This is a genomic window from Stenotrophomonas sp. STEN023 (assembly GCF_056760135.1).
The window spans coordinates 1-13,810 of record NZ_JBRREF010000022.1 but is presented as its reverse complement, the minus strand read 5'-3'; the positions used below and the strand labels follow the sequence as shown (position 1 = coordinate 13,810).

At 63.0% G+C, this 13,810-nt stretch carries 10 protein-coding genes; all 10 read right to left on the bottom strand.

The genetic code is table 11. The annotated features are described in order from the left end of the window. Nucleotides 1-11 precede the first annotated feature (11 nt). Nucleotides 12-143, bottom strand: coding sequence for a hypothetical protein (locus ACVOLV_RS08720; RefSeq protein WP_303749847.1), 132 nt, complete (start codon nucleotides 141-143; stop codon nucleotides 12-14). Then, nucleotides 140-1,756 (bottom strand): hypothetical protein, encoded by a 1,617-nt coding sequence (locus ACVOLV_RS08715; protein WP_481554038.1) that lies wholly within the window; start codon nucleotides 1,754-1,756, stop codon nucleotides 140-142. Before ACVOLV_RS08715 ends, ACVOLV_RS08720 begins: the two co-directional genes overlap by 4 nt. Before the next feature lie 18 nt (nucleotides 1,757-1,774). Beyond that, the gene (locus tag ACVOLV_RS08710) at nucleotides 1,775-4,021 is read right to left on the bottom strand and encodes a type VI secretion system Vgr family protein (protein ID WP_481554037.1); all 2,247 of its coding nucleotides are present in this window, start codon (nucleotides 4,019-4,021) and stop codon (nucleotides 1,775-1,777) included. Between the two features lie 559 nt (nucleotides 4,022-4,580). Next, nucleotides 4,581-6,308 carry a single-stranded-DNA-specific exonuclease RecJ gene (gene recJ / locus ACVOLV_RS08705; RefSeq protein ID WP_481554036.1) on the bottom strand — a complete coding sequence of 576 codons (1,728 nt, stop codon included), beginning with the start codon at nucleotides 6,306-6,308 and terminating at the stop codon, nucleotides 4,581-4,583. Beyond that, nucleotides 6,301-7,224: a phosphoglycerate mutase gene (locus ACVOLV_RS08700; protein ID WP_481554035.1), complete on the bottom strand. Its 924-nt coding sequence runs from the start codon at nucleotides 7,222-7,224 to the stop codon at nucleotides 6,301-6,303. Before ACVOLV_RS08700 ends, recJ begins: the two co-directional genes overlap by 8 nt. Nucleotides 7,225-7,226: 2 nt before the next feature. Next, nucleotides 7,227-7,691, bottom strand: a complete 465-nt coding sequence (greA, locus tag ACVOLV_RS08695) for a transcription elongation factor GreA (protein WP_481554069.1) — start codon at nucleotides 7,689-7,691, stop codon at nucleotides 7,227-7,229. Nucleotides 7,692-7,699: 8 nt separating this feature from the next. Then, nucleotides 7,700-10,942, bottom strand: a complete 3,243-nt coding sequence (carB, locus tag ACVOLV_RS08690) for a carbamoyl-phosphate synthase large subunit (protein ID WP_481554034.1) — start codon at nucleotides 10,940-10,942, stop codon at nucleotides 7,700-7,702. Between the two features lie 54 nt (nucleotides 10,943-10,996). Next, a complete protein-coding gene (locus tag ACVOLV_RS08685; RefSeq protein ID WP_481554033.1) occupies nucleotides 10,997-11,557 on the bottom strand; it encodes a DUF2059 domain-containing protein in 561 nt (186 codons plus the stop codon). Continuing rightward, nucleotides 11,554-12,684: a glutamine-hydrolyzing carbamoyl-phosphate synthase small subunit gene (carA, locus tag ACVOLV_RS08680; protein WP_481554032.1), complete on the bottom strand. Its 1,131-nt coding sequence runs from the start codon at nucleotides 12,682-12,684 to the stop codon at nucleotides 11,554-11,556. The genes ACVOLV_RS08685 and carA overlap by 4 nt, the downstream gene beginning before the upstream one ends. Before the next feature lie 237 nt (nucleotides 12,685-12,921). After that, a complete protein-coding gene (gene dapB / locus ACVOLV_RS08675; RefSeq protein ID WP_481554031.1) occupies nucleotides 12,922-13,653 on the bottom strand; it encodes a 4-hydroxy-tetrahydrodipicolinate reductase in 732 nt (243 codons plus the stop codon). Between the last annotated feature and the right edge of the window lie 157 nt (nucleotides 13,654-13,810).

The window sequence follows — 13,810 nt, the reverse complement described above, 5'->3', positions numbered from 1 at the left end:
CTCCTTGTCGCTCAGATCGCGCGCAGCAACGCACGCAGGAAGGCCTTGACCTCATCGCGATAGTCGGCGCTTATCCAGGCCACCACGATGATCCCGACCACGATGGCCACCGCCATCACTGCTGTTTTCCTGCTTGGCGTCATGCCAGTGCTGCTCCTGCTGTTGTTGATGCGTCACGTGTCACAGCCGATGGCTGCAGTAGAGCTGATGGATCGGGCAATGGCTGCATCGCCGGCGGCTCGCTCCATACGGGTATCTCGTGGTCCAACGGGTGCTCGATCGTCGGAATACCGTTCCAACCGGGATCAAGGAAGTCACGGCCAACGGCGACGATCTTGCGGAAGAATTCATCACCGGCCTGGATCAAGCGCTCCCGTTCCAGCTGGGCGCGATGGAATCCCTGCTCCAATGCCGCGTCCAACTGCACCTCGATGGCGTCGAGCGCTGCGCGTGCGGGGCGCGGGCCCAGCGCCATGGCGCTGCTCTCGGCATCAACAAACACTTTGGTACTGGCCTGCACATAGCCTGCCGAAACCTCCTGCAGCTTCTCGCAGCGTCGCACGTCCTGCAGCAACAGCAGATCCCACAAAGCCTGCGGCAAGGTCGTCGTCTTGCGGTCTGCCGACGACAGCGGCTTTGCGATACGAATCGCCTCCAACAGCTCGTTGCGCGCGACTTCCTTATTACCCGCCTGCAACTGGCACCAACCGGCCATGCGCTGCCCTTCCAGCTGGAACATCGGGTTGGGAATACTGGCAGCCGACGCCGCTGCCTGCAGATAGGTCTGTGCGGCGCGTTCTGGCTGCTTCGCAGTCAACCAGCAACCGGCTTCGCCGAACCAGCTCTGCATCACCAGATCCGCGCCTGCGGCATTGCCGCCTGAGCGGGCACTCTCAGCAGCGCTGCGGGCAGTGCGGTAAGCATTGATGGCATTGGCGTGGTCGCCGTACTTGAGCCAGCTACCTGCCACCATCATCTGCACTACCGATTGCTGATCGTGCCAGCCGCTGCGTGACGCCAGCGCTTGCGCGCGTTCGGCGCGGGCAAGCACCTGTGTGGGGCTACCGCGTTCGATCAGCAGCATCAGGTCAGCAAGCAACTGCCGGTACAGCACCTCGGGGCCGCGTCCACTCGCCTGCGCGGCGGTGTCACGGGCAATGGCGAACATATCGACGTCGCCGCCGATCAAGGCAGCCGTGTCACTGTGCTTGTCCAACAGCGGCTGCCAACGCGGATCTTCCTGGGTGTCGACCAATACCAATCGCAGTCGCTTGCCCGGGCCAGCGCTGAGCGCCGCCGAGACCCAACGTTCAAAGCCGTCACCCGGGGCATGGCGTTCGGGTTCCAACACCGCCGCCATCAAGCGCATATGGTCGCCATGATGCTCAACAAAGCTCTCAAGCACCTCGACCACGCCGGCAGCCGAATCCGGGTGGGTTTCATTGGGGCCGCGCCAGCCGAGTGACACGCCCTGCTCGCGCAGTTCATCCTGACTGCCGAGGTAGCGCTCCAACAAGTCCTGCTTGATCTGCCGGCTGTAGCGGAAGCCGAGCTCGTAGCGCGCATCGATACGCAGGAAATAGTCCGGCGTATTGCGTCCTTCGTCGTGCCGCTGCATCTCGAAGAAAGCAGCGAGCAGGCGACTGGCGTTGGCCGGCAAACGCCATATCAGCAATCGTCTGGATGGATCGGAACTGGCCTGTAACCACGCCTCGCGCAAGGTATCGAGGCCGCGCAACATAGGTGTGTCCTGCACGCTGAATCTCCGTTCTGCTTAGCAGTTGAGCTTGATCTCGCTACCGTTGACCGAAACGCCACTGGCGTTGATCACCACCTCTGAACCACCGGCGCTGATCCTGATCTCACCGGCGGTAATCTCGATGGCGGAGGATTCGCCCACTGCAGCGATCAGTTTGGCCGCGGACGACAAGGTCATGTCGCCGGTCGAGAACTGCGAGTGGGTTTCAGTGACACCCTGCTCGAACGTTCCCTCCACACCGATGGTGCGGGAGCCCTTGTTGGCATCCTCCACCGCGCCGGTCACGCCGCGCTTGTCCAGGCCAGTAATCGTGGTTTCCCGTCCCGCCAGGTACTGCTCGGTAACTTTTCCCTGCACCTGCTCCCACGAGGTCGAGGTAATGGTTTGCTTCCAGGTGCCAGTGCGCTGGCTGATGTAGTTGCCGGTCAACGTCGTGGTAAAAGGACCGGTGATGGTTTCGGTATAGCCCGCAGCGAGAATCGTCTTGGTCTGACCGGTGTGATAGGTCTCGGCGACTGCGCCGGTGACATCAGTGGTGCGCGTGCCGGTGACGGTCGAGGTATCGGTGCCGGTAACGGTGATACCTCGATTGCCGGTGATACCGATGGTCTGGTTGCCGCCCACCGTCATGCCATGGTCAACCGTCACACTCGTGGTCTTGTTGTTGAGGATGCTCGCGGTCTGGTCATTGAGTACGGTGGTGACCATGTCGCGCTGCGCGCGCATGTTCAACAGCTCGCCACCCGCACCATCGTGCATGGTGACTTCGTTCCAGCCGCCGCCCTTGACCGTTTTCGACTTCAAACCACTGACTTCCATGCCGAACGGCGGCATGTTCTGCTCGTTGTAGACACGTCCGGTGATGATCGGGCGATCCGGATCGCCATCAAGAAAATCGACGATGACTTCCTGGCCGATGCGTGGCGGCGACACGCCGCCCATGTCGGCGCCCGCCCAAGGGCTGGAGCTACGGATCCAGCATGAGGCGTTCTCACGTCGATCCAGCTTCCGGTCCCAGTGGAACTGCACCTTCACCCGGCCAAAGGCATCTGCGTGCAGTTCCTCGCCCGGCGGGCCGACGACGGTTGCGGTCTGCGGCCCTGGCATGCGTGGCCACGGTGTCTGTCGCAAGGGACGGAACGGAATGCGCCGGCGCAACACCTGCGCCTGCATCTCAACGCTGGGCAACTCCGCACTGGAGAAATCGCTGGCGAAATTATTGTGGCCCGCGCGCTGCGTCGACACCACGAAGAATTCACGATCCGTCTCATCACGACCAATGAAATCAGGATGCCGCTCAAGACTAAAGCAAGCACCGGCCCCTAGGTCACCAGCATTGCCAGCGCACTCGAACAACTTGGTCGGCCAGCTGACCTCCTCATTGCGAACGGCAGCAAGTGCTTCACCAACGCGGCTGTTTGCAAAGCGTGCTGCGCCGTCATAACGGTATTGCTCCAGCGGCGGCAACAGGCCCATCGGTACCTGGTTGCCCTGGTTTCCGTCAAGTTGTTGCTTGGGCTGCTTGAAATCGAAACTGCGCAACGTCTGCGCGCTCGGCCCTACCCTGCGCCGCGCGCCCCAGCGATGCAGGCCGGTACGCGCCAAGGTACCTTGATCGGACACATACGCGATCGCAGCTGGCTCACCGTGTACGACACTGAGCGTGGAGTCATCACTGATGATCAGCGTATGCCCTTCGTCATCGTGCACGAAGCTGTAGTACAGGCCTGCGTCTTCCAGCAGGCGGCTGACAAAGGCAAAGTCGGACTCGTTGTACTGCACGCAGTACGACAAGGGCTGCAGCTTGCCGGCATTGAGATCATAGCGATAGCGCGCCAACTGTTCGTAGCCGGCAAACACTTCTTCGATGATCTGCAGGACGTTCTTGTCCTGGAAGATGCGGCAATTGCTGGTGTAATCGAGGAAGGCAAACCACGGCGCCACCTCGGCACGGTAGCTGTTGAACTGCGCCTGTTGCCCGGTGCTGGCGAATTCGCGCACATAGCCGTGCACGCTGCGGCCACCAAACTCATCGCCAAGCAGCAGACGTAGCGGCTGCCCAACCAACTGCTTCAGCTCCAGCCTTGGCTGGGTGGACAGCAACTCGACGTGATAGAGGAATGGTGCGGAGACCGACTCATTGCCGTCAAAACGTTTGACCAGAAAGGTCTCTGGTGAAAGCGCGGTTTCCACTCGAACCAGGCGGCGGTCTTGATGCAGGCGTTGCAAGCCGCCTGCTGCTGAAAGTGATTCTGCAAACATCGGGCGTTCCGTCGTCCCATGCGTTGTCGAGAACCCGACTGTGCCATCGCTTTATGTAACGCGCCAGTTTTCTGGCACCCACATCGCGCCTTTGAATGCTGAATTCGTAGAAATGTAATGGTGGAAGACAGCCTTCATCACGCAGCCCTCACGCAATCAAATCGTGGTCTGGCGGTGAACTGCGCGGATTCTGTTAGCGGCGGCTTGCAGAACGTGTTTGTTGTCTGGACCTTCGAGACACGTCTTTAGCGATGTAGGTCACACAAAGCTGTGCAGGCGGGTACCGTTGTCCGGATAAGCGCAGCGCGTACGGGGAGCGGAACCGGAATGCCTTCAGGCTTCCTGTCAAAGCCTTCAGGTGTACTGCGCTCACGTGGCTACGAGTACTGATGGATCGGGGATGAAGCCCCTGCTGAGCATGGCTCGGCACTACAGGATATGCGCTCGGTGCGCTTACTCTGCTACGTGCTGGGACGTAGTGGAACGCTACGAGTGCTGTTGGACTTGCGGTGAAGCCCCTGCCGAGCATGGCTCGGCACTACGGGAGGTGCGCGTCAGATCAAACGGATGCGCAGTGCTCGACTATCAGCTGGATGGCTTTGCCGCCGCGGTAGTCGTCGCTCACCAGTCGGTAGGCAAGCTGTACGTGCTGCGCGGGTGCAGTGCCGGTCCAGCCGCTGAAATGGATCGCATTGATCCGCGCCGTGCTGCCGGCCTGGCGCAGTACGAACTTCAGATGGCGCTCCTTGAGCACGCGCCATTCAAGCACTTCAAAAGCACCGTCAAACAAAGGTTCGGCGAAGCCCTGCCCCCACGGGCCAGCAAGACGCAGCGCTTCTGCGTGCTGGAAATCCAGCTCGGCAGGCGACAACTCGCCATCGCTGAGCAACTGCTGTTGCAGCAATGCCGGGTCCAGACTGCGTTGCACCTGTTGCTCGAAGGCTGCCTTGAACGCATCCAGATTTGCCAATGGCAGACTCAGCCCCGCAGCCATCGCATGACCACCGAACTTTTCCATCAATCCCGGATGATTGGCGTTGATCGCCGCCAAGGCATCGCGGATGTGGAAGCCGCTGATCGAACGTGCCGAACCACGCAGCGCATCGCCACCGGGTTCAGCCGGTGCAAAGGCAATCACCGGCCGATGCAGGCGATCCTTCATTTTCGATGCAACCAGACCCACGACGCCTGGATGCCACTCCGCATCGAACAAACACGCCGCAACCGGCCGCTGCATGTCGTCATCCAGCACTGCGCGGGCGACTGCACGTTCGGCATCGTCGGTCATGATCTGCTGCACGGCGCGGCGCTCGGCATTGATTTCTTCGAGCAGCGTGGCGATATGTCGCGCCTGTGCGGGATCTTCGGTCAGCAACAGCTCGATGCCCAGCGCCATGTCTTCCAGACGCCCTGCCGCATTCAAACGCGGCGCAACGGCGTAACCGATGTCGCTGGCGCTGAGCCGACGCGGGTCACGCCCGCTCACCTCGATCAAGGCCTGCAGGCCGACGCTGGCCTTGCCGGCGCGCAGTCGACGCAACCCTGCTGAAACCAGGGCGCGATTATTCTCATCCAGTGCCACCAGATCGGCGACAGTGCCGACGGCGACCAAGTCCAGCAGCGTCAGCAGGTCAGGCTCGGGCTGCGTTCCGAATGCCGATTGCTCGCGCAGATGGCGGCGTAGCGCCATCAACACGTAAAAGATGACGCCGACACCGGCCAGCGCTTTGCTGGGGAATGCGTCCCCGTCCACGTTCGGATCGACGATCGCATCCGCCGGCGGCAGCTGTTCACCTGGAAGATGGTGATCGGTGACCAGCACCTGCCAACCCAAGGCCTTCGCGGCACGCACGCCAGCATGACAGGCGATGCCGTGATCGACGGTGACCAGCAGATCCGGCTTCAATCCAGCCAGTTCTTCCACCAAGGATGGCGACAAGCCATAGCCATGCACCATCCGGTTCGGCACGGCATGTACCACATCGCGTGCGCCCAGCATGCGCAGGCCGCGCACCCCTACCGCGCAGGCAGTGGCGCCGTCGCAGTCGAAATCACCGACGATAAGAATGCGCTTGTCGTTGGTGATTGCAGCGGCCAGCAACTGCACCGCAGCCTGCATACCGCCCAGCAGATCAGGCGCGTGCAACTGGGCAAGCCGGGGCTGTGCCTGCTCTGGCGTGGCAGCACCGCGCGCGGCATAGATACGGCGCAGCAGCGGCAGGGTCTCATCGTTCCAGCCGTCGACCGCAACCGTGTCGCGGCGAACGATCTTCAAACTGTCACTCATCAGCAAGCGTCATGATCGGTTTCTTCCACAGCAGCCAACGCTGCCCGCGGGTGATGCGATAGCCGGTGCCATCTTCGAAATCCAGCTGCAACTCGCTCAGCTCGCCACGTTTGAGCGCATCGAGCAAGGGGGAGATTGCATCCCGTGCCAGCTGCTGCAGCGAACGCAGCTGGCGCAGATCGACCAGTGCATCCACGCTCTGCTCGCCGCCCAAGCGCACCCCGGCCATCGCCGCCAAACCCTGCACCAGGGCATCGCGGCTGCGCACCTGCGCGTGCGCGGTATGTACCGATACCGGCAGGCTGCCAGCGCCCCAGAACCATAGCGAATTGACCGCACACTGGCCTTGGGCCACGCGTTGTTCATTCCATGGATGCTGGTGCAGGACCACCTGCGCTTCGGTCAACAACGCGCGCCAACGGCGTCCGTTCTCACCATTGGGCAGATGCGAGAACAAGTCGTCGCCGAGCACCACATCCGGTTCTGCGAATTCGGGCAGCGGCGTATCGGCCGGCAGACGCAGGTACCAACGCGAGGGCGTGGGTGCATCCAATTGATAGCCGAAACCTGCGAACAAAGGCTGCAACGCAGGCAACAGGCCATCCACGTCGGCCTGTTCCAGGCGCAGCGTCTCGGCGGCCGCCATCAAACGCGCGCCCTGCATGTCCGGCACGATATTGGCTGGATCGGCACGCAGCCAGAAACCGCCGGCGGCATCGCCGGCATCGGTCTGGCGGGTCAGGGCGGCAGCCGACCAGTCGGCCGGCTGCACGCTGAAGTGGCGGCGCAGTTGCGCCGATTCACCGGCCGTACCGAGCGAGCGCTCGGCACGGCCCAGTGCCGCGGCCACCTGCGCCGGCAGTTCGCCTGCCGGAAAACGGCTGCGTGCTGGCAGCAGCAGTGTGGCCTTGGCCATCGTCAGTCGAGGTATTCGACGCTGACGATTTCGTACTCACGCTGGCCGGCCGGCGCGTCGATGGCGATGGCGTCGCCCTCGTTCTTGCCGATCAGGGCGCGCGCCACCGGCGAGGAAATGGCAATCAAGCCCAGCTTGATGTCCGCTTCCAGGTCACCGACGATCTGGTAACGCTTCTCTTCGTCGCTCTCGACGTCAGCCAAGGTCACCGTTGCGCCGAACACCACCTTGCTGCCGGCGTTGAGCTTGCTGATGTCGATCACTTCCGAATGCGACAACTCACCTTCCAGCTGCTTGATGCGGCCTTCGATGAAGCCCTGCTCTTCGCGCGCAGCGTGGTACTCGGCGTTTTCCTTGAGGTCACCGTGCTCGCGCGCTTCGGCGATGGCAGCGATGACCTTGGGACGCTTGTCCGACTTCAGGTGATCCAGTTCCTCACGCAGGCGCTTGGCGCCCTTCATCGTGATGGGGGCTCTCATGCATTCAACTCCTTGTGCAGTTCCTGCAGCGACAACACCGGACCGGTGCCACGGAACTCCAGCGACTGCACCAGCGCCTTGGCGCCAGCAACGGTGGTGGAGTACGTGATGCGGTTCTGCAGTGCCTCGCGGCGGATCGAGAACGAGTCGTTGATCGCCGCACGGCCTTCGGTCGTGTTGACGATATAGACGATCTCGCCATTCTTGATGCTGTCCACGATATGCGGACGGCCTTCAACTACCTTGTTGACGACGTCACAGGTATAGCCATGCTGCTGCAACCACGCGGCCGTGCCACGGGTAGCCACCAGCGAATATCCACGTTCGACCAGACCCTGCACCGCCGGCATCACGCGCTGCTTGTCAGCGTCGCGCACCGAGATGAAGACCTTGCCGACCGGCGGAGTCTTGATGCTGCCGGCTTCCTGCGCGCGTGCGAAGGCAGCGCTGAAGCTGCGGCCCACGCCCATCACTTCGCCGGTGGAACGCATCTCCGGCCCAAGGATGGGATCGACGCCCTGGAACTTGGCGAACGGGAAGATGGCTTCCTTCACCGAGTAGTAGCCGGGCACGATTTCCTTGGTAGCGCCCTGCTCGGCCAACGTCTTGCCAGCCATGCAGCGGGCGGCAATCTTGGCCAGCGCCATGCCGGTTGCCTTGGACACGAACGGCACGGTGCGCGAAGCACGCGGGTTCACTTCCAGCAGGTAGATCACGTCCTTGCCATCAGCATCGGTCTGCACCGCGAACTGGGTGTTCATCAGGCCGACAACCTGCAGTGCCTTGGCCAGCTCGGTGACCTGGCGACGCAGTTCGGCCTGGGTTTCAGCCGACAGCGAGTACGGCGGCAGCGAGCAGGACGAGTCGCCGGAGTGCACGCCGGCTTCTTCGATGTGTTCCATCACGCCACCGATCAGGACCTTGCCGTCCTTGTCGCAGATGATGTCGACGTCGGCTTCGACCGCAGCGTCGAGGAAGTGATCCAGCAGCACAGGCGAATCGTTGGACACCTTGACCGCGTCGCGCACGTAGCGGGCCAGGTCGGATTCGCTGTAGACGATTTCCATCGCTCGGCCGCCGAGCACGTAGCTCGGGCGCACCACCAGCGGGTAGCCGATTTCGCGGGCCAGCAACAGCGCTTCCTGGTCGTTGCGGGCGATGCGGTTCGGCGGCTGCTTCAGGCCGAGCTTCTCGACCAGCTGCTGGAAACGCTCACGATCTTCGGCCAGGTCGATGGAGTCCGGCGAGGTGCCGATCACCGGCACGCCATTGGCTTCCAGCGCACGCGCCAGCTTCAGTGGGGTCTGGCCGCCGTACTGCACGATCACGCCCTTGGGCTGTTCCAGCTCGACGATCTCCAGCACGTCTTCCAGCGTCAGCGGCTCGAAGTACAGGCGGTCGGAGGTGTCGTAATCGGTCGATACGGTTTCCGGGTTGCAGTTGACCATGATGGTTTCAAAACCATCCTCGCGCAGGGCGAGCGCGGCGTGCACGCAGCAGTAGTCGAACTCGATGCCCTGGCCGATGCGGTTCGGGCCACCGCCCAGGATCATGATCTTGTCGCGGTTGCTCGGTGCGGCTTCGCACTCGTCCTCGTAGGTCGAGTACAGGTAGGCGGTGCCGGTAGCGAATTCGCCAGCACAGGAGTCAACACGCTTGTAGACCGGGCGCACCTTGTGGGCGCGGCGCAGTGCACGGATCGCGGCTTCGTTGGTACCGGTCAGCTGGGCCAGGCGTGCATCGGAGAAACCAGCGCGCTTGAGCTTGCGCAGGCGCGCAGCGTCCAGCGCGTCGATGCCTTCGGCATGCACCTGCTTTTCATCGGCGATGATTTCTTCGATCTGGTCGAGGAACCACGGGTCGATGTGCGACAGAGCATAGATTTCTTCGACGCTCATACCGGTACGGAAGGCATCACCCACGTAGAACAGACGCTCCGGGCCCGGGGCCTTGAGCTCGCGCTTCATGGTGGCGATGTCGTCTTCGTTGCCCAGGTCCAGCTCGGTCGGGTCGAGGCCGACCTTGCCGGTTTCCAGGCCACGCAGCGCCTTCTGCAGCGATTCCTTGAAGGTGCGGCCCATCGCCATCACCTCGCCCACCGACTTCATCTGGGTGGTCAGGCGCGCATCGGCGGCCGGGAACTTCTCGAAGGCAAAGCGCGGAATCTTGGTGACGACGTAATCGATCGACGGCTCGAACGAGGCCGGGGTCAGGCCGCCGGTGATTTCGTTCTTCAATTCGTCCAGGGTGTAACCCACGGCCAGCTTGGCGGCGACCTTGGCGATCGGGAAGCCGGTGGCCTTGGAGGCCAGCGCGGAGGAACGCGACACGCGCGGGTTCATCTCGATCACCACCACGCGGCCGGTGGTCGGGCTGATGCCGAACTGCACGTTGGAGCCGCCGGTGTCCACGCCGATCTTGCGCAGCACGGCGATGGAGGCATCGCGCAGGCGCTGGTATTCCTTGTCGGTCAGGGTCTGTGCCGGCGCCACGGTGATCGAGTCACCGGTGTGCACGCCCATCGGGTCGAGGTTCTCGATCGAGCAGACGATGATGCAGTTGTCCGCGGTGTCGCGGACCACTTCCATCTCGAATTCCTTCCAGCCCAGCACCGATTCTTCCACCAGCACTTCGCTGGTCGGCGACAGTTCCAGGCCGCGGCTGACGATCTCGATCAGCTCTTCGCGGTTGTAGGCGATGCCGCCGCCGCTGCCACCGAGGGTGAAGGACGGGCGGATGATGGTCGGGTAGCCAACGCGGGTCTGGATTTCCAGCGCCTCTTCCAGCGTGTGGGCGACGGCGGCGGTCGGGCATTCCAGACCGATCTCGCCCATCGCCACGCGGAACAGCTCGCGGTCTTCGGCCATCATGATCGCTTCGCGCTTGGCGCCGATCAGTTCGACGTTGTACTTCTCCAGCACGCCGTTGTCAGCCAGGTCCAGCGCGCAGTTCAGCGCGGTCTGGCCACCCATGGTCGGCAGCAGCGCGTCGGGGCGCTCCTTCTCGATGATCTTCGCGACCGTCTGCCAGTTGATCGGCTCGATGTAGACGGCGTCGGCCATCTCCGGGTCGGTCATGATCGTGGCCGGGTTGGAGTTCACCAACACCACGCGGTAACCCTCGTCACGCAGCGCCTTGCACGCCTGCGCGCCGGAGTAGTCGAACTCACAGGCTTGGCCGATGACGATCGGGCCAGCGCCGATGATCAGGATGGTTTTTAGGTCGGTGCGCTTTGGCATTTTCTTCTCTAAGTCAGTACAGCGTGTCTGGGGGAAGTGATCGCACGCTGTCGATCAGGAAAACTCTTCTGGATCAATCGTGACGCCGCATTGGCTCTGGATGCGCTCGCTCAGGCGCAGCGGCAGGCCATCAGGCATGTCGCCCAGTTCCGCTAGCACAGCACCCAAAGCTTCATAGGAGCCACTGGCCATGAACTCGCCTACCTGCTTGCGCTCCAGCTCGCTGGGCTCGCCTTCGAACTCGGCGGGCAACGCCGTGCCGTACATCATCTGGCGCTGGCTAGCGACCATGCGCTTGCCGCCCTGGCTCGAATAGAACGCCTGCCAGCGCTTGAGGTGCTGCTGCCCGTCATTGCCGAGATTGGCGACAAGGCGATCCACCAGTGCTTCATTCAGGACATCGCCGATCGGCTTGGCCATGCACTCGCGCTGTGGTGCCGGAATCTGCGGGAAGATCGCGACATTGGCCAGCATGGAAGTGGCCGCGTCATTGCCCATGCGCTCAAAGCCGGTCAGCGGCAGCAGATCGCGGATCTCCTGCGCGGTCACTGGCGCCGCGCTGGCCACCGAGGTGGCCAGCAGCGCCGGCAACATCAGCCAGCGCGCCTTGCTCACGCCTTGGCCCCTTCCATCAGGGTGATGAAGCGATCGAACAACGGTGCCACGTCACGCGGACCCGGCGAGGCTTCCGGGTGGCCCTGGAAGGAGAACGCCGGCGCATCGGTCAGGGCGATGCCCTGGATGGTCTGGTCGAACAGCGAGCGGTGGGTGACCCGCACATTGGCCGGCAGCACGCTTTCGTCGATGGCGAAGCCGTGGTTCTGCGAGGTGATCATCACCCGTCCGTCGTCGATGTCCTGCACCGGATGGTTGGCACCGTGGTGGCCGTGACCCATCTTCATGGTCTTGGCGCCTGCAGCCAGGCCCAGCAGCTGGTGGCCCAGGCAGATACCGAAGGTCGGAATCTTCTGCTCGACGAAGGTCTTGATCGCGCTGATGGCGTAATCGCAGGGTTCCGGGTCGCCCGGGCCGTTGGACAGGAACACGCCGTCCGGCTTCAGTGCCAACACTTCGGCAGCCGGGGTCTGTGCCGGCACCACGGTCAGCTCACAGCCGCGCTCGGCCAGCATGCGCAGGATGTTGGTCTTGACGCCGAAGTCGTAGGCCACGACCTTGAACTTCGGTTCGGCGCGCACGAATTCGTTGCGGTCCAGGTCCAGCTGGCCGTCGGTCCAGCCGTAGGAGGTGTCGGTGCTGACCACCTTGGCCAGATCCATGCCCTTCAGGCCGGGGAACTTGCGGGCGGCTTCCAGCGCCTTCTCGACATTGATGTCGTCGCCAGCCATCAGCGCGCCGTTCTGGGCGCCGCGCTCACGCAGGATGCGGGTCAGCTTGCGGGTGTCGATGCCGGAGATGGCCACCACACCGCGCTGGATCAACCAATCCTGCAGCGAAACCTGGTTACGCCAGTTGCTTGGGCGGCGCGGCACATCGCGCACGATCAGGCCCGATGCCCATACCTTGGAGGCTTCGTCGTCCTGATCGTTCATACCGGTGTTGCCGATATGCGGGTAGGTCAGGGTGATCATCTGCCGGGCGTAGGACGGATCGGTCAGCATTTCCTGGTAACCGGTCATGGCGGTGTTGAACACCACCTCACCCACGGATAGGCCGGGCGCGCCTACGGATTCGCCCTCGAATACGGTGCCGTCTTCGAGCACGAGAATTGCGGCTTGGGTCACGGGAATCTCACTTTGGCTACCGGGGGACTCCGAAGCCACGCCTGCGTTCACGGTCAAAAACCGGTTGCAAAAAAGCGCGGACGGCGGTCTGGGAACCGGTCCGGCTAACGTGTTTCGGCGAGCCGGAATTGTAAAGGCAAGGGGGCACCAACGCCAGCGCCCCGTGCGCTTCCCTTCAGCTGTTCAGTGGTGACAAAAGCCATGTTCCGGAAGGAATGTGCTCCGCATTCAGCTGTTTCAGGCCTGCTCGGACGTCCCGACCAGATCCCGCACCCGGTACTGTCCCGGACTGCGCTGGCGCAGCTGCTTGGCCGCATGCAGCGCCCCGCGCGCGAAAATGTCGCGATTGGTGGCCCGGTGCACCAACTCCACCCGCTCGCCCAGCCCGGTGAACTGCACGAAGTGCTCGCCAATGATGTCACCGGCGCGCAGGCTGGCGTATCGCGGTTCTGCGCCGCCTTGCTGGGCCGACTCGCCCAGCGTCAGCGCGGTGCCGGAAGGTGCATCCTTCTTGTGCACATGGTGGGACTCGACGATGTCGCAGTCCCAACCAGGCAATGCCGCCGCTGCCCGCTCGACCAACTCGGCCAGCACCGCGACGCCAAGGCTGAAATTGGTCGCCCAAACCAGAGGAATCCTGGTTGCGGCAGCTGCCAAGGCGGCCTGCTGCTCCGCGCTGATGCCGGTTGTACCCGACACCAAACCAACGCCACGCTCCACGCACAGCGCCAGCACCGGGTCAAAACCCTCCGGCAGGCTGAAATCAATCGCCACATCGAACGCCGGCGTGCCAGCCAGCTCGCTGGCAGCAAAATGTGGAATGCCCTCGATAACACGCTGTACCGGCGGCTTGCGCACCACGGCGGCAACCACCTGCAGCGAGGAATCTTCTGCCGCGATGCGCAGCAGGGCTTGGCCCATGCGCCCGGAGGCACCGTGGATCAGCAAACGGGTCGGAGTCGTATTCATGCCGGCACGCTAACGCTTCAACAGCCCAACGCACAAGCGTGCAGCGCGCGTGTTACGCAACGCAGCGCCGGACCCTGCTCTTGTGGGAGCGGTGTAAGCCGCGAAGCTCGAACACCATCAGATTGCAGGGATGTTTTGGGCCCCCGGCAATGTCTGC